Origin of the sequence: Rhodoglobus vestalii, from assembly GCF_006788895.1 — a bacterium.
GTDB lineage: Bacteria > Actinomycetota > Actinomycetes > Actinomycetales > Microbacteriaceae > Rhodoglobus > Rhodoglobus vestalii.
This window is the reverse complement of record NZ_VFRA01000001.1, coordinates 177373-198761: the sequence shown is the minus strand read 5'-3', so window position 1 is coordinate 198761 and position 21389 is coordinate 177373. Positions and strand designations below refer to the sequence as shown.

The following is a 21389-nucleotide window of genomic DNA, read 5'->3' as shown; positions in this document are numbered from 1 at the left end:
AATCCAAATACCTCTTCCTTAAGAGAGAACAAGCCTATGCGCCGTTGTCGGAAAGTGTGTGCGATTGTCGATTAGACAACAAACGCACAGGGATTCCTAGGATCAGGATGAACACCCCAGCCACAACCCCGGCAACCGGAACCGTGACGATCAGCACCAAGCATCCGGTGGCCCCAAGCACATTAACAAATCTTGGCACTCGTCGCTGTGCCGCAGGTTGTGTGAACGCCGAGATGTTTGCCACGAAGTAGTACAACAAAACCCCAAACGACGAGAAAGCGATCGCTCCCCGAAGGTCAGCAACCAGCACAACCACAATCACGGTTGCGGCGAGCACCAGCTCTGCACGGTATGGCACCGCATAGCGGGGATGCACGGCGCCAAGCCAGCGGGGAACATCGCTGTTCCGCGACATCGCGAATGTTGTGCGGCCAATTCCCGCCATGAGTGCGAGAAGAGCGCCCAGCGAGGCGACACCGGCGGTAATCGCCACGAGACCGGATGCCGCACCCCAGCCAGCAGCATCCAACACGTCGGCGATGGGAGCTCGTGAACGTGCCAAACCATCGGCGCCCAACACGGAGAGCATCATGATGCCCAGCGCCAGGTAGAGTGCCGCGGTGAGGGCCAGAGCGATCATGATCGCTCGAGGGATCGTACGGCGAGGATTAATGACCTCTTCGCCCAGGGTGGCAACCCGCGCGTAACCGGCGAATGCGAAGAACAGCACTCCCGCGGATTGAAGAATTCCGTAAAGACCGGTGTCTCCACCAATGACGACAGGGTGCGAAGAAGTCGATCCAGAGCTGATCGCGATGATCAGAACCGCGACGAGCACAGCAACAACGAACAACACAATCAATTTCGTCGCCAGCGCAGTACGTTTCACCCCGAGAAGATTCACAATCGTCAGGCCAACAACGGCGGCAATGGCGAAGGGCTTGTCCCAACCATCAGGGGCAACATACGCGGCAAATACGAGCGCCATTGCAGCGCAACTGGCTGTCTTGCCAACAAGAAACGACCAGCCAGCGAAGTAGCCCCACCACGGGCCCAATTGTGCTCGACCGTAAGCGTAGGTGCCCCCGGCAACCGGATGCACCGCCGCCAGTTGTGCAGACGCTGCGGCGTTACACCACGCAACGACCGCAGCAATCGCGAGACCGATGATTAGGCTGACACCAGCGGCTTGGGCGGCAGGCACAAAAGCGGCAAACACGCCAGCGCCAATCATTGATCCAAGACCGATCATGGTCGCATCGAACGTATTCAGCCGCCGAGAGAGCATCGGGCCGGTCTTCACCTGTCCAGCGTACTCGCCGCTCGACTGCGCCGTGGCAGAGAACAGCACTCCTAGGTGAACGCTGCCCGACACCCGGAAGAACTTTCTTCACGACACCTGCTATTCGACGAAGGCGATTCCGCTGCTGAGCCGCGTGCGAACATCGAAGAGTTCATTGCCGCCGATGTGGCGGTTGCGAGTTGCTTCTGGTCCGGTGCGCAAAAAGTGCGCCAGCACACTCTGGCGGACAACGACCGCAGGCGTCCCCCGAACAGTGCCGAGCGATTCTTGTGGTTGTGCCAGGGCGTCGTCAGGAACAATGATCACGAGACAGGTGAACGCGACCTTGAGCTGACGGCTGAGTGCTTTGGCTCGCGATGCCAGCTCATGCATGGGCTTCTCTGGTTGAATATCGGGACCAGTGAGTTCACCACGACGCACCTTCACGGGCCCGCCAAAATCTTCCGAAAGCATGGCAAAAAGCCCGGTAGGACCCAGTGCTACATGATCAATTTTGCGATCGGGCGTGCCCGTAGCGACATCGTGCCATACAGTAAACCCAATTCCGAGCGTGCTCACCGTGCGTGCTGTGGCTTCTTCGGCGAGAGCATCAGCCAGTGTTCGGCGAATCTCGCGCGGTGCATCGCGGACGAGAGTCGGATCGTAGGGATCGTCCAGACTGACACCGCGGCCAACCCACTCGCGCATGCTGTCGAGAAAACGCTCCCGACGCCATCCACCCGGATGTCCGTACGCTCGGGCGCGAGGGCGGGAGTCTTCACGATTTTTGGAGGAACCCCGAGCAGCGAACGGCGAGCCAGCTGAACGGGCCGAGCTCGAACCTAGATCACTCGAACCTGAAGCAAAACCCGCATCGTAGCGGCGTCGTTTTTCCGTGGTACCGACGCGCTCCCAAGCATGCTGGACCGCAGCGAAACGCGCAGGATCTCCCCCCGTATCAGGATGGGTCTCACGAAGCGCCCGACGGAACGCCTTCTTCAGCTCCGCATCGGTAGCCGTGGCCGCTACGCCGAGAACCGTATAGGCGCTCGAAGACAAGGGGCTATCGGGCATGAACTCGCTTTCGCTGGGTGGCAGAGGCACTGATCGGGTGAAAGATCAACACTACCGAACCTCGCTGACAACATTCCGGAGGTCGTCGGCGAGTGCTCAGGATGTGGGCGTAGCGTGGCGACGTGACTGAACTCCGCGACATCCCACTGACCACTATTGATGGCAACGAAACCTCTCTCGCAGATTTTCGGGACAAGGTTGTTCTGATCGTGAACGTAGCTTCACGATGCGGGCTCGCACCCCAGTATGAGCAGCTCGAACAGCTGCAAAAAACCTATGGAGACCGTGGGTTTGCTGTCTTGGGCTTCCCGAGCAATCAGTTCTTACAAGAGCTGAGCACCGAGGGTGCAATTGCGAAATACTGCTCGACGACGTGGGGTGTCACCTTCCCCATGTTTGAAAAAGTAAAAATTAACGGCAGGTCCACACACCCCCTGTACGCAGAACTGAAGAAGACGCCGGATAGCGCGGGCAAAGCGGGTCGTGTCGCGTGGAACTTTGAGAAGTTTTTGGTGTTGCCCAACAACGAGGTGAAGCGTTTTCGGCCGACGACGGTTCCGGATGATCCCGCTATCGTTAGCGCCATCGAATCTGCTCTCCCGGATAGGGTGAGCAGATGACGACACAATTAGTTCACGAAGCCGATTCGAATCGTTATGTGATGAATGTTGACGGCAGTCTTGTTGCCGTGGCGGACTATCGCTCAAATGACACGTCGATTTCGTTCACCCACACCTTTACAGAGCCGGCGCAGCGGGGCAAAGGCTACGCGGCGGAACTGATCACGTTCGCAATCGATGATGTCGAATCGAGCTCCACGAAAAAAGTGATTCCGGTGTGCTGGTATGTCGCCGAGTGGTTCGAAGCTCATCCGGAACGCGCGGAGCTGCTCTCTCGATAACAACTCACAGCGCCGCTTACCTCACAGCGCCGCCCAGCTCGCCGCCGCAATCGTAACAACTGAACCCAGCCCAACGAACGCGATCATGAGGAAACACGCAGCGATAATTCGCAACCGTCGCCTGTGGCTGGCCACGGTGAACCTCACGATGAACATTGCGGCGTAGAGGCCAACAATCGCCGCAATAGAACCCCAGGCCAGGCCGTGTGGGGCCACTGTTTCGAGCACTATAAGTACAGCGATCGCGATACCAGAGAAAAGCCCACCGATAATGAGCCAACTTGTACCTGAGGCTGTAGTCAGCGCTGGCTGGTTGCTAAGCCGAGTGGGATCGTAACTCATATTGCGACGCTACCCCGTTTAGCTGTGCACAGTGTCAGGGCGCGAATTGCTACTTCTGTCGCTGAAGCTGAACAAGCAATTCGGCGCCATGGTCATCAAGAATTTTTCCGCCCCAGTGCACACCAATGGCCAATAATCCCGCGCCCTTCCCTGCCCCGATGACCAGCGCCAACCAGCCGAGTATGGGTTGGTCGGTGGCAAAGCTGAGCAGGGCTAGAACCATCTCCGGCAGAGCCAAAATGGCGAGTGCCGACCAGGATGCGACCATCGACAGCATCAGGGTAAACCCTCCGCCCGGCCGTGACTTGAACGGATTGTCGCCGGGTGCGGGCACTGAGAAAGCGAAGCGTCCCGAAATCAGAGACGAGAGCGCAAAACCTGTCAACAGTAGCCCAAGAGAAATCCCTAAGAGCCCGGCGAGGCGCTCCCAACTGTCGCTCACCCAGATACTGGCCACGGTCAGAATGATCGTAGTTGGTAGAGCAAAAACTGATAACGCTAACACTCTCCCCCAACGATCATCTCGGCCGCTGACACCTGTCTGCAGATGCAAAGTAAAGGCAGTGTTGTCATAGGAAACGTCCGTGTAGATCGACATTCCGAGGAGCACCGCGACGATCGGGCCGACAAAGAGCAACCCGGTGAGGTCTCCGCTGGCACCACTGTAGAAAAAAACCAGCGCCGGCACTAGGGGGATACTGATCAACGATTGGGTGTAGCGCGGGTCCCGAGCCCAGTAGGTGAGTGCGCGTGCCGCCACAGCACCACTCGGAGTGCCGGGGAAGACTGTGAACCATCCGAGGCCACGGTGAGACCCACCGGCTGAGGTCGTGCGGCCGGGTCGTTCAAGCGCGCGATCTAGAGCCCAACGCCAAACCAATACTGAGATGGCGAGTGTCGCAAGCCCAATGAGGGCGTGCAGCGCCGCGTGGCCGGGGTTCCCGAGAGCGAGATCACCGGGGACGGCCCAAATGGCTCCTAGAGGAGTCCATGCCACTACCCCCGCGACTGTCGGGAACAGGTCAGAGAATTCACGGAATAGGGAAGAGACTCCCAAAATTGCTGGCCCCAACAGGACCAGCGGGATTATCACGAGCACGGTTTTCGCTTCACGCGCACGACGACCGCTGGAGACCCGCGCTGTCAGTGCTGCCAGCATCCGGGAACCAACGATGCAGGTAGCTGCTCCTACCGCGCCACACGCAATAGCAACGACGGCGATTAGCGGAGTTTGCCACCACACGAGACCGGTAGCGATGGCGATGAGCGTTGTTACAACACCGGGAACACCGAGAAGCCCGCTGACGCCGAGAGCGAGAACGAGGGTGTTGATGGGGATGGGGAACGTGGCAAGTTTGGAGGGTTCGACAGTCTCGTCAACGCCCGAACTGAGCAACGGCAACACTGTCCACCCGAGCACGAGCACAGCACCCCCGAGGACGCTTATGCTCCGACCAACTTCGGTGGGGATAAAACTAATGCTGAAGAGCCCTGCGATAACCAAAACGAGAAGAATTAGCGCGTAGAAGACACCCAGAATCACGGCGACTGCCTGCCAAGGACTTCGCGTGAGTCCGTTGATGAGGAGCCTAAAACGCAACCTTACGAGATGCGCAACCATTCTGGGCCCTTTCCGTGACGTCGTCCACCGACCAGCTCGACAAAGCGGTCTTCGAGACTTGAATCTCCCCGTACGTCGTCGGTAGTCCCGGATGCCAGAACACGTCCGTCCGCGATGACGGCGACGTGGTCGCACATGCGTTGCACGAGATCCATCGCATGACTCGAGACGATCACTGTTCCACCGGACTCAACGAACCCGTGCAAGATGTTACGGATGTTTGCGCCCGAAACCGGATCAACCGACTCAAAGGGTTCGTCGAGTACGAGCACTTGAGGCGCGTGGATGAGAGCACAAGCAAGCGCAATTTTCTTTGTCATTCCGGCCGAATAGTCGACAACCAGTGTTCCGCTGGCGGCCTCAAGATCAAATAAATCGAGAAGATCGGCGGCACGTTCTGCAACCACCGACCGTTCCATACCGCTCAGTAAGCCAGCATAGGTGACCAGTTGCAGCCCGGTGAGCCGGTCAAACAGTCGCACCCCGTCGCTCAATACGCCGATATGTCTCTTAGATTCGACGAGATTCGTCCAGACATCGAGGCCGTGAACCGAAACGGTCCCAGCGTCGGGTCGAAGGAGGCCCGTTGCCATGGACAATGTTGTGGTCTTTCCTGCCCCATTCGGGCCCACAAGGCCGAAAAACGAACCGCTCGGAACAACGAGGTCAACGGAGTTGACGGCAAGTTTCTCGCCGAACCGTTTGGTGAGTCCACTGATTTCGAGGGCGGGGGATGAAACTTTGATATTTGGCACAGTCCCAGCCTAAAACCGATTTGTGCTCAGTGAGTGCAGGTCGTCAGAATTTGTGATGACTGGCAGCTACTAGAGTCGAAGTGCATCATGCATCAGGCGCTATGCACGCACCACCGAAGGGTTGACATGACGATTATTGCCGCTGCTGACGGGTCTGCATTGGGAAATCCTGGTCCCGCGGGTTGGGCCTGGTACATCGATGAAGACACCTGGGCTGCAGGTGGATGGGACCATGCCACAAACAATCAGGGCGAGCTCATGGCGGTACTTCAGCTGTTTCGATCCACGGCACACAGTGACGAAGACCTGCTTATTTTGTGCGACAGCCAATACGTGATCAATTCTGTGACCAAGTGGATGCCGGGCTGGAAAAGAAAAGGGTGGCGTAAGGGTGACGGCAAGCCAGTGATGAATGTCGATCTCCTGAGGCAGATCGACGAGGCGACCATCGGGAGACACTATCGATTCGAGTGGGTACGAGGCCACGTCGGTCATCCTCTCAACGAAGCGGCAGACGTCCGTGCGCGCGCTGCAGCGGAAGCTTTTCAGCGAGGTCGCGTTTGTCCGGCAGGGCCGGGCTATCCCGGCGGATCTGTCGGTGATGTCAGCCGTGGTGCGACACACTTAAATGGAGCAGCCGATGGAGCCACTCCCCTGTTCTAGTTCCGCTTTTCACTAGCCGATCTGGCTCACCGCTGCCGAAAGGACTGAAAAATGCCCGACTTTCTTCTTGCCGGTGGTGCTGCGTTCGCATCGGGGAGCATGCTCGTTGTCGGGGCACTGGTCTCGTGGTTTGTGAGAGTCCCCGCATCCGTTACTGCCGGAATCATGGCATTCGGAGCCGGGGTGCTGCTGTCAACGCTCGCCTATGAGCTCGTGCAAGAAGCCAATGATGGTGGCGGTGTTCTGGCGACCATCGCAGGCTGCCTTGCCGGGGCCATACTTTATGTCATCGCAGACGCCGTTCTTGCGCGATATGGCGCACAGCACCGCAAGCGCTCGACAGCAGTGCAATCTTCTGAAGAGGAGAAGCAGGGGAGCGGAACAGCGATTGCAATTGGCGCGCTATTCGATGGTATCCCTGAGTCTTTGGTGCTTGGTCTCAGCGTCGTAGCCACGGGGGGCGTGAGCATGCCACTTCTCGTCGCTTTCGGACTCTCGAATCTTCCCGAAGGGCTCTCCGCTACGGCGGGGATGAAGCAATCGGGCCGCTCGGCTCGATACGTATTCGCTGTCTGGGGTGGCATCGCGATCGCGAGCGGTATTGCAGCGATGATCGGCACTGTCGCCCTAACAAGTGCGAGTGGGCCTGCCGTGGCTTTTGTCACCACGATCGCCGCCGGAGCAATTCTTGCAATGCTGTCGAACACGATGATTCCTGAAGCGTTTGCACGCGATCGAACGATCACTGGGTTGATTGTTACCGTGGGTTTTTTGACTGCGTTCGCGCTTCACGAGCTCGCATAGTCTTCAGCCTGAGAGATGCTCTACGCTGGCGAAAAGAATGCGGCGATTGCACTGCTGAGTGCAATCGGGTCGGCTACCCCGCACAGTTCACGCGCGGAATGCATCGATAGCAGTGGCAAACCAACATCGATAGTGCGGATGCCCAGACGTGTTGCGGTGATGGGACCAATCGTCGAGCCACAGGGCATGTCGTTGTTGGAGACAAACTCTTGGTACTCAACACCCGCTTGGCGACAGGCTCGAGCCCACTCGGCGGCGCCCACACCGTCGGTTGCGTAGCGTTGGTTGGCATTGATTTTGAGCAGTGGTCCGCCGCCTAGCCAAGGCCTATTCGCAGGGTCGTGTCGGTCTGGATAATTCGGATGCGCAGCATGACCTGCATCAGACGAAAGGCACCACGACTCGGCGACTGCCCGCATCCGATCAGTATCGGATCCTCCGAGACCAGCACCAATGCGTGCAAGAAGATCAGCCAAAAAGGGCCCGGCCGCACCGGAGCGCGTCGCCGACCCCACTTCTTCATGATCGAAAGCTACGAATACTGGAATGTGGTCAAGCTTGGTCGTCAGACCGATGAGGGCGACAAGTCCGGCATGAACCGACGACAGGTTATCGAGCCTGCCAGAAGCAAACAGCTTCTCGTCCAGTCCGAACACCGCAGGTGCGGCAGTATCGGCAACGACGATGTCGTAGCCGTCAACGTCTGCAGCAGCGCGTTTCACTGAGTCGGAAGATAATAACGATGCCAGGTGCTGAAGCAGATCTGCATCGCCTGCCTCACCCAGGCCAAGAACCGGGTTCATATGCATCTGACGTTTGAGCGTCAACCCATCGTTGACCTTGCGGTCGAGATGCACTGCGAGTTGCGGAAAGCGCAACAACGGACCTGTGCGAACTAGCGCTGTAGTGCCATCGCTGAAGGCGATTCGTCCTGCCAGCTCAAGCTCGCGATCGAGCCAAGAATTAAGCAGTGGGCCACCGTACACTTCTACGCCGGCCTGCAACATCCCTTCGCTGCCCGTGGTCGGCTTTGGTTTGAGCTTGAAGCTCGGGGAATCGGTATGCGCACCCAAAATGCGGAACGCCGTCGTTGCCGTTGCTTTTGTTGGCTGGATCCACGCTGCAATCGCGCCGTCCCGAATAACGAAGTACTTTGCTGCCTTGCGGGTTCGAGCGCCGTTCCAATCGTCAGCTTCCTGCAATTCGTTAAATCCAGCACTGCGAAGTCGGCGTGCTGCCTCCTCCACCGCATGGAACGATGATGGGGATGCGGTAACAAAGTGGGCAAGATCATGAACGTGGTTGAGAGCGGCAGTCATAGCTCAATTCTCGCACTGTTCGGTGAGCACCAAACCGACCGAGTCTGTTCTTGTTAGAACCACACACTCAGCCACGGGGTAGTTGGTGAATGGAAAACTCGTTCAAGAGTGACGGCGGCGTTGGCAGTGTTTTCTCGGACCTGACCGGAGGCCACAAGAGAACTTACGGTCACTCCCCCGAGGTAGAGAGAACTCAGCGCGCTAACCGAGAGCTCCACCACCGCTGCTTCTGCAGGAAAATCATCGATGCTAGTGACATGGGGTAACCCTGCTTTGTCCGTCTCCAACAGAAAATTGCCCTGAGCAAATCCCAAGCCGTCAGTGACCGCAAAACCGATCACGGCAGAACCTGAATAGTGTCGCGCGCTAAGAGCAACAGGGACATCGAGAATACGCAGCCACAGATGATCGACCGGGGTGGCGGTTACGGCGCGCCTGTCCGACAACTGCCACAAAAGTGGTTCATCAACAGAGCGAAGTTCTGCCCTGACTTCTCGCACCAGATCCACTTCGAGCACATAGCGCCAGAGGGCTGTGTAGGCGTCAGCATTTTCCGCGAGAAGGTAATCGACTGTCAGCTTATGATTTGTTAGATCGATTCCTCCACCAGTCACTCGGTAGACCACAAAACCACGAGGTGTGCCATTGTCATCGTCGTACCTGACGATGCGGGTCTTCTTCGTGTACTCCTCGTCGCCGGGCACCAACCCCGAAATCTGGTCCCATCGCATCGACCAAACTTTTATCTGTCCCGGGGTAAACCTGCGGATGCGTTCAAAGATTTCGGGAGCCTGATCGATGAATTCATCGGCCGAAACATGTTGAACCGTGCCAACACGTTCAGAGGATAAGAAAGTCGCGCGCTGTGTATCGATTGAGAGGTCGGAGGCGAATACAGCAGGGCCAAAACCAAAACGGGCATAAATTGTTGATTCGGAAACCGTGAGTATTGCCATCGGTAGCCCCATGTCTGCGGCCGAACGCAACTCACCCTCAAGGAGGGAACGCGCGATACCTCGACGCCGGTGAGTGGGAGAGACCGTGACGGAGCTAATTGCCCACGCGTCGATACTGAGACCGCCGGGAACCGTCAACTGCTCCGCCCATGAGCTGGTTGTTGCTACGGGGATGTTTGGTGCCGTCAAGCTTTCGTCCCACACACCAACCGTGCGCCGATACGTTACTCCGGCAAAGTTCGAATCGACCTGCTCGTTCGACAGTGTCGGACCGTGAAAACCACGAGAATCCGCCTGAAGCCAGTTGGCGAAAGCCGCCCGGTTAGAAACGTCAACTAGCCCATAGTGCAATCTATTTTTAGCGAGAGATGCCGCCGATGTCTCATCGACCGGGTGCTGAGCGAAATCGTTCGTCATGCACCAACGTTACCGCGAACTCTACTGAATGAACCATGGCGGATAGACTGCCACTTTCGTTGGAAACGAGGCTGCATCGAGCAATCGTTTCACGCGATCCCGCGATCGGTCGCTTGCGACACCGACGAGTTGAACTTCGTCGAACGCGAATGATCCGTGGATCAGAACCTCGGCATCGTCGGTGAGTTCGTCAGCGCGCAGGTTTCCCAACATGCGCGTCTTAGTGTCATCGTCTTCGGCGAACCTGGTGAGACTTGCTGCCGCGTCGCCGTCGGCAAGAACGGCGTTGTCCCCGAGTGCTCGAATAGTCGTGACCAAGAACACAAAATCTGTCGCCGAAGCAGTGCGCGCAGCATCTGACCATCGGGGCGTGACTGCGCCATCACGAAGTTCACGCCAGGCATTCGATTCGGGAACAAGGCTGAAAGGCACGTAGCGATCGACTGCCTCCCCCGTGCTGAGCGACGCGGTTCCGCGAAGCTCCCGAGTAAGGGGTGAACTGACATCCAAGATCGGAGTCTCAATCTGGGCTGCCGCTACGAGCTGACCTGTGCGCAGGATGTTCTCGAGATTACTGATGTGCGTGACGTGATAAACCCGCTGGTCGGCCAGTACCGGCACTTTGTTAGCTGACGCTCGTGGCGCTCCAGGAACACGCTTCGCACGCGACGTGGACGTAGCACGTGTTAGTGGCTTGGCAGGGGCAGCCTTAGGGAAACAGGAATCGCATAATTGACCGTCGAAACCGTGGATGCACTCAGTGCCACTCATTGGGTCCTCTCTTCGGAGTTCAGAAATGACCCCCGTATCCAAGGTACGGCAATTATTGACGCTGTACTGCCCAATGCTGGCACCTTCACTCGAGGCCACAGCGCAGGTGGACGGGTCTAATACACGCTCAACGTTGCATCTACGCGCGGCCGCGGTCTCACGTGCGCGTTTATCATCTTCAACGGCGCCAGAGAATCTGGCGCTACTTACCGGCTGCTTTCGTGGCGCGCTCCGATTTGATTCGTGCGTTTTCTTCATTGACTGCGGCGTGTACCGAACGTTCTGCAACAAGCCACTGAGGCATCTCAACAAGCAAAGATTTGATCTCTGCGGTAGTCATCACGTCAGGCGCTCCTGCACGCGCCAACCCTGAAGTGGAGACTCCCAGTTTTTGTGCCACGACCTGTCGAGGATGCGGGCCTTCACGTCGAAGCTGTGCCAACCATTCAGGCTGAGACTCCAACAGGGTTGCTAGTTCCTCCCGACTGATTTCAGAATCACGAAAATCCTGGGGGGTTGCTGGAAGGTAAATACCAAGTTTCTTGGCTGCTGTCGCGGGCTTCATGGTCTGAACTGGCACGACCCAAGACTAACCTGAACACATGCCTTCCTCATTCACTGTCGCCTTTGTTCTCGGCGCGACGCCGGGAAAATGGGCGCGGGTGTGGAATGAACGCCTCGTCGATGTCCCGCTCAACCTTGTCGCGTGCGAGCAAGAGGAAGCGCTCACTATGCTGCGCAGTGGTGCCGCGGATGCGGCGCTCATCCGACTCCCCATCGATCGCGATCTAGACAGTAATCGACCGCTTGCCGCAATTCCCCTCTATACAGAACGGGCAGTGGTAGTTCTCCCCAAAGGGCACGCTCTTGAGAGAAGCGACTCGGTGTCGATTGCGCAGCTAAACGATGAGAACACCCTTGCAGGCGACTGGCGGGAAGCGACCGAACTTGTTGCGGCGAATGTTGGGGTGGCGGTAATGCCGCAATCGGTAGCACGGGCGCTCATGCGCCGAGACGTTACAGCAGAGTTGGTGGATGGTGGCCCAGAATGGCAGGTCGCTCTTACGTGGCGCGATGGATCGGTGGATCCCCACGTCGAAGAATTCATTGGCATTGTTCGTGGGCGTACAGCCCGGAGTTCCCGGGGTACGGCAACCGGCGGAGAGTCAGGGCTCACCGTGACAGAAGCCGCTCCCGCTAAGGCAATCGGAAAGAAGAAAACCCGACAGGAGCGAACTGCACCGCTCGGTAAAACCTCGCAGGGAAAAGTGCGACGCCCAGCGCGTGCGGGCAAACGCCAGTCACAGAAACGTGGGAAGTAACTAAACGTCGCCGCGAGGGTGGGGGCGCCCTTGTAGTCCTTGCGCAATATCGGGCGCGATTTGTTCCGCCCACACGCGATAACTTTCCCGCCCCTGTACCGCCTCTGCGTCTTGTGGTTGTGGCGCAAAGTGAATTTGGTGAACACGGTCTTGTCGGTGTGTCAGCTTCTCAATCTCGCCGTTGTACGCAGTCGTCAGCCTCAAGAGATGGTGCCGATAGGCTCCGATGAAATGAGACATTTTAGGCGCCGTGCAGTTGACGATAAAGAGTTGAGTGTTCGGCTCAGCGTTTGCGAGCACAGAATCAACGAGTTCGCTCATTCCGCGCCCCCACCTTCGAGAGGGTAGGAAGCAGAGCAGGTCAAAGGTCCCCAGGGACAGCACCACCGCATCCAGTCCCTTCAGAGCTTCAGGCGTCAATCGAGACTTCGCCATTGTGGTGGTCATGCGTGGACAGGCAAGGGTGGCGACCTCAACGCCACGACCGGTGAGACTCGCGATCGAGCGAGCAAGCGAGCCACCAAGTGCGAGAGCATTCGAAGCAACCCCGTACCCGACAACGATGCCTGACCCAGACACAAGAACTTTCAACGGGTCGGGTCCACCAACGACAATGGGAGATCCTGACTCCGGAATGGGAAGCCCCCGCCACGAACGTGGAGACGTGTATAGCCACAGAAGCATGAACGGCTTCATGACGACATGTCCAAGGGCGGCGAACATCTCTCGAACTCCGTTTCGGGCAATATCGGAGGCGTCGCCCGGTGTAGTACGACGAGGGAACCCCGCGGGAGGGTCGCCCTAACTGCGGATTATAACACCGCGATCATCGCTTTTCCATAAAAGAAATCAGCACAAGTACTGCCCTCTTGTTTCTACCGCGTGCTGATGCTCGCAAATTTTCGCACTGCCAGCGGAACAAAAATCGCAAGAATCAGGACGATTCCGATGAGCACCGTAAGCACCGGATGCTGCTGTGACCAGACTTCTGACTGCGCCGACCCGGCCGGGGCGTTACCAAAAAGCTCGCGAGCAGCTTGAACGAGAGCGGAGACCGGGTTGAGTTCGGCAAAAACTCGCAGTGGCCCCGGTAGCGTTTCCGCCGGCACGAATGCGTTCGAGATAAATGTCAGGGGAAAGAGAACCAAGAACGAAACGTTATTGATGACTTCAGGGCTGCGCACGCTCATACCGATGAAGGCCATTACCCAAGAGAGTGCGTAAGCGAAGAGTAAAAGAAGAGCGATCGCTGCGAGAGCCTCCAGTGGGCTCGAGTTGATACGCCACCCCACAATGAGACCCGTGGTCATCATCACGACCATCGAAATCGAGTTGATGAGAAGATCGCCGTTAGTGCGCCCCACTAACACGGCAGATGAGCTCATCGGCAGCGTGCGAAAGCGGTCAATGATGCCATCTTTGAGATCTTGAGCCATTGCTGAGCCGGAATAGGTGGAGCCGAAGACAACGGTCTGCGCAAAGATGCCCGCCATGATGAACTCGGTGTAGGTACTGCCAGGAATATCGATCACCCCGGCATAAACGTAAGTAAATAACAGCACAAACATGATGGGCTGCAGTGTCGTGAACACCAAGATATCGGGAACCCGTTTGATCTTGATGAGGTTGCGGCGAGTGGTGATCCAGCCATCATTGAGCCACGCCATGAATGGTGACGATGACGGTGCGGACGTCTGCCGCATCGTCTCGTGAACGGAAGTCGTCATTGCTGTGCCTTCTGTGCCGATGCTGTTTTCTTGGATGATGATGAGCCGTTATTCTCGGCGTCATCGATACTTGCGGTGTGCCCCGTGAGTGTCAAAAACACGTCGTCAAGTGTTGGTCTGCGCATTCCGGCGTCATAAAGCTGCACACCTCGATTAGCGAACTCGCTGAGAATAAGCTGCAGAGCGGCGGGAGCGTCTTCTGCGTTAACCGTTAGTCCGCGACCGTCAAGGCTCACGGCAGGTTCAGTTGTGCCGAAACGCGTGAGAATTTCACGGGCGACAGCCGAGTCATCCTTAGAAACAAGGCTCACCTCCACCCGCTGCCCGCCGATCGAGGCTTTGAGTTCATCGGAGGTGCCTTTAGCGATGACTTTGCCGTCATCGATCACCGAGATGCTGTCGGCAAGCTGGTCGGCCTCTTCGAGGTACTGGGTAGTGAGAAGAACTGTTGTGCCCTCCCCCACCAGCGTGGTGATGATTTCCCACATTCCGATGCGGCTGCGCGGATCAAGACCAGTAGTGGGTTCATCGAGAAAAAGAACCGGGGGTCGCATCACCAGGGCGCCAGCGAGGTCAATACGTCGTCGCATACCACCAGAAAAACCCTTAACCGGACGATTTTGCGCCTCAGTGAGGTCGAAGATGGTGATGAGTTCACGGGCACGTTCACGCGACTGCCGCGCGCCCAAGTGATAGAGGCGCCCAACCATGTCGAGATTTTCAAAGCCGGTGAGATTTTCATCTACAGCAGCGTATTGACCAGACACCCCAATCATTGGTCGGATGCGCTCGGGCGACGCGATCACATCGATTCCATCAATTGTGGCACTGCCCGAATCGGGGCGGACAAGGGTGGTGAGCACTTTGACCGTTGTCGTCTTTCCTGCGCCATTGGGACCAAGAAGGGCTGTGACGGTGCCTTGAGGAACGACAAGATCGAGGCCATCGAGAGCATGCACGACAGCGGCCCCTTTGGGCGTGTAAGTCTTCTTGAGGTCCACGGTTTCGATAAAAGTCACGAGGTAAAGGTAAAGCATGCGTGCGACATCGCAAAGACACGCCGACGGATGTCACACGCAATTGACACAATCGAACATATGTTCGAATATAGACAAGTGTCCCCTGTCTCCACTCAAGCCTCTTCAGCAGCCGCTGAAGCGCTACCGAGCGTGCCTTCGACCCAGAAGAGGCAGGCTGGGGCAGCCGCCGACCGGGTAGCCGAACTACAATCTCGCATCAGTCAAATGCAGTCGCGAACGCTGAACGCAAAACTGATCCCCACCCATCCCGCTATCGGGCAGCTTTTACCCGGTGGTGGTTTGCAACAGGGCAACGTTTACTCCATCGACAAATCCATGATGTTGCTAATGGCGCTGCTCGCACCACCATCGGCAGCAGGATCATGGTGCGCCGTTATTGGGGTGCCGGAGTTCGGCATAGAAGCTGCTGCACGGTTCGGGGTTGACCTTGAACGATTGGTACTGGTTCCCCGTCCGGGTGATCAGTGGCTGGCGGTTACTGCCGCGATCGCGGATGTGGTCGAGGTGGTGGTCATGCGGCCGCCTGCGCGCGCATCAGATTCTGCGGTGGCCAGGCTGGCTTCACGGCTCCGGCAGCGCAAATCCACCTTGCTCATGATGGGTTCCTGGCCCCAAAGCGAGGCAATGGTGTCCTTGGGCGAAAGCCGATGGCATGGCATCGGTGCGGGTCACGGGCACCTGGCAGCCCGCGAGGTAACAGTCATCGTCACGAGCAAGAGTACTTCCCGACCTCGCAGTGCACGATTGTGGCTGCCCGACTCGTCAGAAAATGTTCGGGCCTACGGCGATCATGAGAGAGCCAAACCTGAGCTGACTGTACTGCCTGAGCTAACTGCGCTTCCCGAAATAGTTGTGCAGGCTCAGCGGGTGTCGGCGTGACCTCGGCATCGCACTCTGGGGCGCGTCCACTACCGCACTTGCCTCCCCCCGAGTCCCTCCCCCGCATACTTGTGCTGTGGTGCCCCGATTGGCCGGTAGTTGCCGCCAGGCAGTACGAAAAGCTATCGGATGATGCACCCTTGGTGCTCACCGAAAAGGGTCTTATTTTTGCGGCCTCCGCCTCTGCCAGAGCCGAGGGCATAACTCGCGGGTTGAGGTTGCGAGAGGCTCAGTCAAGATTTCCCGCAGTTATTGACCGGGTTTACGATTCTGCTCTCGATAGTCGCGCATTCGAACCGATCATTACTGCAGTAGAAGAGCTGATTCCGGGTGTCCAACTTCTTCGCCCCGGAATGTGCGCTGTGCGAGTGCGTGGCGCCGCACAATATTACGGCGGTGAAAAAGCTGCAGCCCTAACAATCATTGATCGAGTTAACGAGATCGCTGCTCCGAATGCGCGGGTGGGAATTGCTGATGCCCTTTTTACTGCGGTGCATGCTGCGCGCAGCACGGTGGGTGCGAATCTGCGGTCTCGCTCTGCACATGCACGAATCGTTCCCGGTGGGAGCTCTGCAGAGTTTTTGGCACCATTACCGATCGCCTTGCTTGATGAGCCGCAGATCGTGAGGCTGCTGATAAAACTGGGCGTCTCTACTCTGGGCGATTTTTCCCAACTGCAGTACACCGATGTGCGCACTCGCTTCGGGGAACTCGGTGCCCGACTACATTCCTTAGCGAGGGGTCGTGATCCTCAGGCCTTTATCGCACGTACCCCTCCGCGTGATCTCGACGTGGTCATCGATTTTGAGCCTGCGTTAGATCGAGTCGATCAGGTTGCGTTTGGTGTTCGAAGCCGAGTCGATGATTTTATTGAGGCACTGGTTCGTGCTCAGCTGGTTGCTACGGCGATTCGCATCGAGCTTGATTCTGAGTCTGGTGAGACTGCAGAACGGGTGTGGTTGCATCCACGATCATTTTCCCCCACCGATGTTGTCGATCGGGTCCGTTGGCAAGTGCAGGGTTCCCACTTGGTCGAAGCAGGGTTGAGCTCGGCAATCAGCCGTGTGCGCATTGTGCCCGAAACGGTAGATGCAATTGGCAATCACGAAACGGGATTATGGGGGTCGGGGCTTGAGCCCCGCATTCACCACGGTCTCTCGCGAGTGCAGAGCATGCTCGGGCACGGCGCAGTGCTCGTTCCCAGCGTGCAGGGTGGGCGCACACTGCAGTCACGACAGCAGCTCACTGCGTGGGGGGATCGCAGCATCGGCGAGCGTTCTGCAGAGCGTCCATGGCCCGGCGCACTTCCGGCTCCCCTGCCGGGAACAGTTTTTTCATCACGCCATGCTGTGCACGTTTTCGCCCACGATGGCAGCCCGATTTCGGTGGATGACCGCGGACACGTTGCTGCAGCGCCGGCACGCTTCGCAACCAGCGATTCACGCTCGCGCACGCTCACAGCATGGGCAGGGCCGTGGCCCATCACTGAACGCTGGTGGCAATCGGAGTCATCCGGCACATCGTGGCGTTTTCAAGCCGTCGATGACACCGGATGTGCCTGGTTGCTGGTGCTCGATGGTGGCGGCTGGTGGGCCGAAGCGAGATACGACTAATGGACATTCGACGAGCGGGTGAGCGTCATGGCCTGGTCTAATCCGCCGATTCCATGGCACCAGTTGGAGCGCACCCTGTCGGGCTTCGGCTCGGTAACGCCCATGGGTGAGGCTGGTGATGGTCGCGCTAGGTCACTAGTGTCGAGCAAACGCGCTCCCTATGTTGCACCGAGCCAGCCTCCGAATGCCCCGGAGACAGCGTTAGCATCCGCTGATGAGGTCGTGCCCTATGCCGAGCTGCATGCTCACTCAAGTTTTAGTTTTCTTGATGGTGCGAGCATGCCAGAAAAGCTGGCAGAAGAGGCCTCTCGTTTGGGGCTTACCGCTCTGGCTCTCACCGACCATGACGGGTTGTACGGCATTGTGCGCATGGCCGAGGCTGCTGCCGAGTTAGGCCTCTCTACTCTGTTTGGGGCGGAGCTTTCTTTAGGGCTTACCGGGCCACAGTCGGGTAACGCCGACCCCGAGGGTGACCACCTGCTTGTGCTTGCTCGTAAAGAGGAGGGATATCACCGGCTGGCACTGGCTATTACGCGTGCCCAGCTCGCGGGCGGAGAAAAGGGACGCCCGCAGTACGACCTACACAATTTGGCGGAGCTGGCAGGGGGTCACTGGTTTGTGCTCACGGGATGCCGCAAAGGAGCAGTGCGTCGAGCTCTCTGTGGTGCACAATCCAATTCAGCACCCACCCATGAAGCGATGATCGCGGCCGGCCATGCGCTCGATCAACTCTGTAAAAATTTTGGCAACGAGTCGGTGATTGTTGAGCTTTTTGATCAGGGCCATCCCCTTGACTCTGCGTGCAACGATGCCCTGTACTCTCTTGCTACCCAGCGCGGACTACGCGTGGTTGCTACCTCTAATGCGCACTATGCAACACCGCACCAACATCATTTGCATTCGGCTATCTCTGCCGTGCGTGCCCGGCGCAGTCTCGACGAGATGGATGGCTGGCTCCCCGCGGCAGGCACAGCGCACTTGAGGTCGGGGGCTGAGATGGCTGCCCGCTTTGCGCGTTATTCCGGTGCAGTGGCCGCGACGGTTGACGTGGCGAAGGAGGCTGCGTTCGAGCTGCGACAGGCGAAACCAGCTCTTCCTGATCAGGAGGTTCCCGCGGGTCATACACCGGCGAGTTGGCTCCGTGAATTGACGTGGGCGGGAGTCGCTGACCGTGCGATCGAACTCTCTGACGTGAATCGGGCGCGCATCCAGCGGGAGCTTGACGTAATCGAGGAGAAGAGTTTTGCCGGCTATTTTTTGATCGTGCACGACATTGTGTCGTTTGCTCGCGGCCGTGGAATCTTGTGCCAGGGTCGCGGATCGGCGGCAAGCTCGGTGGTCTGTTACCTCCTCAAGATCACAGCGGTTGATCCGATTCGGTACAAGCTCCCCTTTGAACGGTTCATTTCGGCGATGCGAGAGGAAGAGCCCGATATCGATGTTGATTTCGATTCGGAGCGTCGCGAGGAGGTCATCCAGTACGTCTTTGAACGGTACGGCCGCGAAAATGCTGCTCAGGTGGCCAACGTCATTCAATACCGTCCCCGATTTGCCGTGCGAGATATGGCAAAAGCACTGGGCTACAGCGCGGGTCAGCAAGATGCGTGGTCGAAGCAAATGGAGCGGTGGGGTTCTGAGATTTCAGGTATTGACCACGACATCCCCGATGCTGTGGTGCAGCTCGCGCAACAGGTGATGAAGTTTCCCCGTCACTTAGGTATCCACTCGGGCGGAATGGTTCTGACTCAGCGCCCGGTGGGTGAGGTGGTGCCGATTGAGCATGCGCGCAAAGAGAAGCGCACGGTGGTGCAGTGGGATAAAGATGACTGTGCGTGGATGGGGTTGGTCAAGTTTGACCTGCTCGGCCTCGGCATGCTTTCGGCGTTGCAGTACAGCTTTGATCTGGTTGATGTGGCGCTGGGCGAACGCTGGGATCTCGCAACGATCCCCGCCGAAGAGCAGGGAGTCTATGACCAACTGTGTCGAGCAGATGCTGTTGGTGTTTTTCAGGTAGAAAGTCGCGCCCAAATGGGGCTGCTGCCGCGCCTGCAACCGCGCGAGTTCTACCACTTGGTGGTCGAGATTGCGCTGGTGCGTCCCGGCCCCATCCAGGGCGGAGCCGTGCACCCCTATGTGCGCCGCAAGATGGGCGCTGAGCCGATCACCTATCTGCACCCGAATCTGGTCGAGCCCCTTGAACGCACACTCGGCGTGCCGATCTTTCAAGAGCAGTTGATGCAGATCGCTGTGGCCGTGGGTGGGTGCTCTGCAGATGATGCCGATTTGCTCCGGCGCGCTATGGGCTCTAAGCGAGGAATTGAGCGCATCGACAAGCTACGGTCAAAGCTCTATGCGGGAATGGCCACCAATGGAATTGTGGGTACAGATGCTGACCGCATCTACGAAAGCATTCAGGCTTTTGCCGGTTTTGGGTTTGCGGAAAGCCATGCACTGAGCTTTGGTCTGCTCGTGTATGCCAGTGCGTGGATTCGGCTGCACTACCCGGCGGCGTTTCTTGCAGCTTTGCTGCGTGCTCAACCGATGGGGTTTTATTCTCCGCAGTCTCTGGTGGCGGATGCCCGACGACACGGCGTGCAGGTGCGGGGTCCAGATATCCAGCGTTCAGCAATTTTTGCTGGGCTTGAGCAGCTTTCTCAGAGCACAGCCCCCACCGGCAACGATCACTGTCGCGATCATGAGCAACCTCCCGTGGGCCTGTTTGATCGTTCTGCCCATTTTGATACTGACGATCACCGCAGGGATGGTGCGTTCGCTGTGCGCCTTGGTCTGGACGAGGTAAAGGGCATTGGCACTGCGGTCGCGGAGAAAATTGTGGCGGAACGCGAGTCCGGTGATTTCGTTTCGATGAATGACCTCGTTCGTCGTGTGGGGCTCACCACAAAACAGTTGGAAACGTTAGCTGCAGCAGGTGCTTTCGAGAGTTTGGGGCTCACACGTCGAGAGGCACTGTGGAATGCGGGCAATGCGGCTCATGACCGTGAAGAGTATTTGCCGAACAGCATGGTGGTTGTTCAGCCACCGCTATTTTCGTTGGCAACCGAAGTTGATGATCTGATGGCTGATCTGTGGACAACAGGAATTTCTCCAGAGAGTCATCCGATAGCTCATCTGCGAGACGCACTGAATAGCCGCGGTGTGCTCTCTGCTGCTGATCTCATTGTTGCCGAGTCAGGGCGTCGTATTGAAATTGCTGGGGTGGTCACCCATCGGCAACGCCCCGCTACCGCCAGCGGGATCACTTTTCTGAATATCGAGGATGAGACCGGTCTCATCAACGTAATCTGCAGTGTTGGCGTGTGGGGGAGGTACCGACGGATTGCGCGCGACAGCTCTGCCCTCATTGTTCGAGGCATTCTGGAGAGATCTGCGGAGGGCGTGATTAACGTGATCGCCGATCGTTTCGAACCGTTTTCTGGGCTCCCCCGCACTCACTCACGTGATTTCCAGTAGGAACTATTTCATTACCGTTATGTGAATTTTTCGAAATGGATGGTACATGCAGCCCTGTACTGCTATAGCCTTATGGAATCGTTCATGTTCTATACAAGGCATGGATGCGGCCTCGACTGTCGGGGCCTGAAAGAACGCTCCTGGAGGAGTTTTAAATGGCACTAGGTACCGTCAAGTGGTTCAACGCAGAAAAGGGCTTTGGCTTCATCGCCCCCGAGGATGGAAGTCCTGATGTGTTCGCCCACTACTCAGCCATCGCAACAAATGGCTACAAGTCGCTCGACGAAAACCAAAAGGTTGAGTTTGACATCACACAGGGTCCCAAGGGACCCCAGGCGGAGAACATCCGCCCCATCTGATCTTGATAGTTCAGTAACGAAAACGCCCCGGTCCGATACCGGGGCGTTTTCTTGTTAACCGAAGCTAGTTTTG

The 21389-nt window shown here is 57.6% G+C and carries 20 protein-coding genes and 1 pseudogene; 9 read left to right on the top strand and 12 right to left on the bottom strand.

Annotated features, from left to right (window positions below):
- Positions 1 to 34: 34 nt before the first annotated feature.
- Positions 35 to 1303: an APC family permease gene (locus FB472_RS00950; protein ID WP_425467197.1), complete on the bottom strand. Its 1269-nt coding sequence runs from the start codon at positions 1301 to 1303 to the stop codon at positions 35 to 37.
- Positions 1304 to 1402: 99 nt separating this feature from the next.
- Complete coding sequence (locus tag FB472_RS00945) at positions 1403 to 2356, bottom strand: J domain-containing protein (protein WP_141989266.1); 954 nt, start codon at positions 2354 to 2356, stop codon at positions 1403 to 1405.
- Between the two features lie 122 nt (positions 2357 to 2478).
- Here FB472_RS00945 and FB472_RS00940 point away from each other — a divergent pair, with 122 nt between their 5' ends.
- Positions 2479 to 2976, top strand: a complete 498-nt coding sequence (locus FB472_RS00940; protein WP_141989265.1) for a glutathione peroxidase — start codon at positions 2479 to 2481, stop codon at positions 2974 to 2976.
- Positions 2973 to 3257: a GNAT family N-acetyltransferase gene (locus tag FB472_RS00935; protein WP_141989264.1), complete on the top strand. Its 285-nt coding sequence runs from the start codon at positions 2973 to 2975 to the stop codon at positions 3255 to 3257. Before FB472_RS00940 ends, FB472_RS00935 begins: the two co-directional genes overlap by 4 nt.
- A gap of 21 nt (positions 3258 to 3278) precedes the next feature.
- Here FB472_RS00935 and FB472_RS00930 read toward each other — a convergent pair whose 3' ends face one another.
- Genes FB472_RS00930 through FB472_RS00920 form a run of 3 tightly spaced genes read right to left on the bottom strand, consistent with a single transcriptional unit; the run spans position 3279 to position 5975 of the window.
- Complete coding sequence (locus FB472_RS00930; protein ID WP_141989263.1) at positions 3279 to 3599, bottom strand: hypothetical protein; 321 nt, start codon at positions 3597 to 3599, stop codon at positions 3279 to 3281.
- Between the two features lie 49 nt (positions 3600 to 3648).
- Entirely contained in the window at positions 3649 to 5220 is a 1572-nt protein-coding gene (locus FB472_RS00925) for a transporter (protein ID WP_141989262.1), read from the bottom strand.
- Positions 5202 to 5975, bottom strand: a complete 774-nt coding sequence (locus FB472_RS00920; protein ID WP_141989261.1) for an ABC transporter ATP-binding protein — start codon at positions 5973 to 5975, stop codon at positions 5202 to 5204. The genes FB472_RS00925 and FB472_RS00920 overlap by 19 nt, the downstream gene beginning before the upstream one ends.
- Before the next feature lie 126 nt (positions 5976 to 6101).
- Between FB472_RS00920 and FB472_RS00915 the strand changes: the two are divergent.
- A pseudogene (locus FB472_RS00915) lies at positions 6102 to 6563 on the top strand (RNase H family protein); the annotation flags it as partial.
- A 126-nt stretch (positions 6564 to 6689) separates the two neighbouring features.
- On the top strand, positions 6690 to 7442 hold the full coding sequence (locus FB472_RS00910; RefSeq protein ID WP_141989259.1) for a ZIP family metal transporter: 753 nt from the start codon (positions 6690 to 6692) through the stop codon (positions 7440 to 7442).
- Positions 7443 to 7462: 20 nt separating this feature from the next.
- Here the strand turns inward: FB472_RS00910 and FB472_RS00905 are convergent, their stop codons facing one another.
- The 4 genes from FB472_RS00905 to FB472_RS00890 all read right to left on the bottom strand — a co-directional run bounded on the left by FB472_RS00905 (position 7463) and on the right by FB472_RS00890 (position 11470).
- Positions 7463 to 8761 carry a M18 family aminopeptidase gene (locus FB472_RS00905; RefSeq protein ID WP_141989258.1) on the bottom strand — a complete coding sequence of 433 codons (1299 nt, stop codon included), beginning with the start codon at positions 8759 to 8761 and terminating at the stop codon, positions 7463 to 7465.
- Positions 8762 to 8814: 53 nt separating this feature from the next.
- Complete coding sequence (locus FB472_RS00900; RefSeq protein ID WP_141989257.1) at positions 8815 to 10134, bottom strand: GNAT family N-acetyltransferase; 1320 nt, start codon at positions 10132 to 10134, stop codon at positions 8815 to 8817.
- A gap of 21 nt (positions 10135 to 10155) precedes the next feature.
- On the bottom strand, positions 10156 to 10755 hold the full coding sequence (locus FB472_RS00895) for a DarT ssDNA thymidine ADP-ribosyltransferase family protein (RefSeq protein ID WP_246077999.1): 600 nt from the start codon (positions 10753 to 10755) through the stop codon (positions 10156 to 10158).
- 352 nt (positions 10756 to 11107) lie between these two features.
- A complete protein-coding gene (locus FB472_RS00890) occupies positions 11108 to 11470 on the bottom strand; it encodes a DUF5997 family protein (protein ID WP_215730458.1) in 363 nt (120 codons plus the stop codon).
- Positions 11471 to 11507: 37 nt separating this feature from the next.
- Here FB472_RS00890 and FB472_RS00885 point away from each other — a divergent pair, with 37 nt between their 5' ends.
- Positions 11508 to 12227: a LysR family transcriptional regulator substrate-binding protein gene (locus FB472_RS00885; RefSeq protein ID WP_141989254.1), complete on the top strand. Its 720-nt coding sequence runs from the start codon at positions 11508 to 11510 to the stop codon at positions 12225 to 12227.
- Here FB472_RS00885 and FB472_RS00880 read toward each other — a convergent pair whose 3' ends face one another.
- The 3 genes from FB472_RS00880 to FB472_RS00870 form a co-directional block, all read right to left on the bottom strand.
- Positions 12228 to 12950 carry an SGNH/GDSL hydrolase family protein gene (locus tag FB472_RS00880; RefSeq protein ID WP_141989253.1) on the bottom strand — a complete coding sequence of 241 codons (723 nt, stop codon included), beginning with the start codon at positions 12948 to 12950 and terminating at the stop codon, positions 12228 to 12230.
- Between the two features lie 152 nt (positions 12951 to 13102).
- Positions 13103 to 13954, bottom strand: a complete 852-nt coding sequence (locus tag FB472_RS00875) for an ABC transporter permease (RefSeq protein WP_141989252.1) — start codon at positions 13952 to 13954, stop codon at positions 13103 to 13105.
- Positions 13951 to 14973, bottom strand: a complete 1023-nt coding sequence (locus FB472_RS00870; protein WP_035898279.1) for a daunorubicin resistance protein DrrA family ABC transporter ATP-binding protein — start codon at positions 14971 to 14973, stop codon at positions 13951 to 13953. Before FB472_RS00870 ends, FB472_RS00875 begins: the two co-directional genes overlap by 4 nt.
- 225 nt (positions 14974 to 15198) lie before the next feature.
- Between FB472_RS00870 and FB472_RS00865 the strand changes: the two genes are divergently transcribed.
- The 4 genes from FB472_RS00865 to FB472_RS00850 all read left to right on the top strand — a co-directional run bounded on the left by FB472_RS00865 (position 15199) and on the right by FB472_RS00850 (position 21316).
- Complete coding sequence (locus FB472_RS00865; protein ID WP_246077998.1) at positions 15199 to 15873, top strand: hypothetical protein; 675 nt, start codon at positions 15199 to 15201, stop codon at positions 15871 to 15873.
- Positions 15874 to 15911: 38 nt separating this feature from the next.
- A complete protein-coding gene (locus tag FB472_RS00860; protein WP_246077997.1) occupies positions 15912 to 17486 on the top strand; it encodes a DNA polymerase Y family protein in 1575 nt (524 codons plus the stop codon).
- Positions 17487 to 17513: 27 nt separating this feature from the next.
- On the top strand, positions 17514 to 20957 hold the full coding sequence (locus FB472_RS00855) for an error-prone DNA polymerase (protein WP_141989249.1): 3444 nt from the start codon (positions 17514 to 17516) through the stop codon (positions 20955 to 20957).
- 155 nt (positions 20958 to 21112) lie between these two features.
- A complete protein-coding gene (locus tag FB472_RS00850; protein ID WP_009772173.1) occupies positions 21113 to 21316 on the top strand; it encodes a cold-shock protein in 204 nt (67 codons plus the stop codon).
- The last annotated feature ends 73 nt before the right edge of the window (positions 21317 to 21389 follow it).

Bases quoted from the DNA above. Each gene is read 5' to 3' on its own strand.
- FB472_RS00945 (WP_141989266.1), bottom strand. From the start codon at position 2,356: ATGCCCGATAGCCCCTTGTCTTCGAGCGCCTATACGGTTCTCGGCGTA.
- FB472_RS00885 (WP_141989254.1), top strand. From the start codon at position 11,508: ATGCCTTCCTCATTCACTGTCGCCTTTGTTCTCGGCGCGACGCCGGGA.
- FB472_RS00865 (WP_246077998.1), top strand. From the start codon at position 15,199: ATGCAGTCGCGAACGCTGAACGCAAAACTGATCCCCACCCATCCCGCT.
- FB472_RS00910 (WP_141989259.1), top strand. From the start codon at position 6,690: ATGCCCGACTTTCTTCTTGCCGGTGGTGCTGCGTTCGCATCGGGGAGC.
- FB472_RS00850 (WP_009772173.1), top strand. From the start codon at position 21,113: ATGGCACTAGGTACCGTCAAGTGGTTCAACGCAGAAAAGGGCTTTGGC.
- FB472_RS00890 (WP_215730458.1), bottom strand. From the start codon at position 11,470: ATGAAGCCCGCGACAGCAGCCAAGAAACTTGGTATTTACCTTCCAGCA.
- FB472_RS00880 (WP_141989253.1), bottom strand. From the start codon at position 12,950: ATGTTCGCCGCCCTTGGACATGTCGTCATGAAGCCGTTCATGCTTCTG.
- FB472_RS00855 (WP_141989249.1), top strand. From the start codon at position 17,514: ATGGCCTGGTCTAATCCGCCGATTCCATGGCACCAGTTGGAGCGCACC.
- FB472_RS00900 (WP_141989257.1), bottom strand. From the start codon at position 10,134: ATGACGAACGATTTCGCTCAGCACCCGGTCGATGAGACATCGGCGGCA.
- FB472_RS00930 (WP_141989263.1), bottom strand. From the start codon at position 3,599: ATGAGTTACGATCCCACTCGGCTTAGCAACCAGCCAGCGCTGACTACA.
- FB472_RS00935 (WP_141989264.1), top strand. From the start codon at position 2,973: ATGACGACACAATTAGTTCACGAAGCCGATTCGAATCGTTATGTGATG.
- FB472_RS00875 (WP_141989252.1), bottom strand. From the start codon at position 13,954: ATGACGACTTCCGTTCACGAGACGATGCGGCAGACGTCCGCACCGTCA.
- FB472_RS00925 (WP_141989262.1), bottom strand. From the start codon at position 5,220: ATGGTTGCGCATCTCGTAAGGTTGCGTTTTAGGCTCCTCATCAACGGA.
- FB472_RS00905 (WP_141989258.1), bottom strand. From the start codon at position 8,761: ATGACTGCCGCTCTCAACCACGTTCATGATCTTGCCCACTTTGTTACC.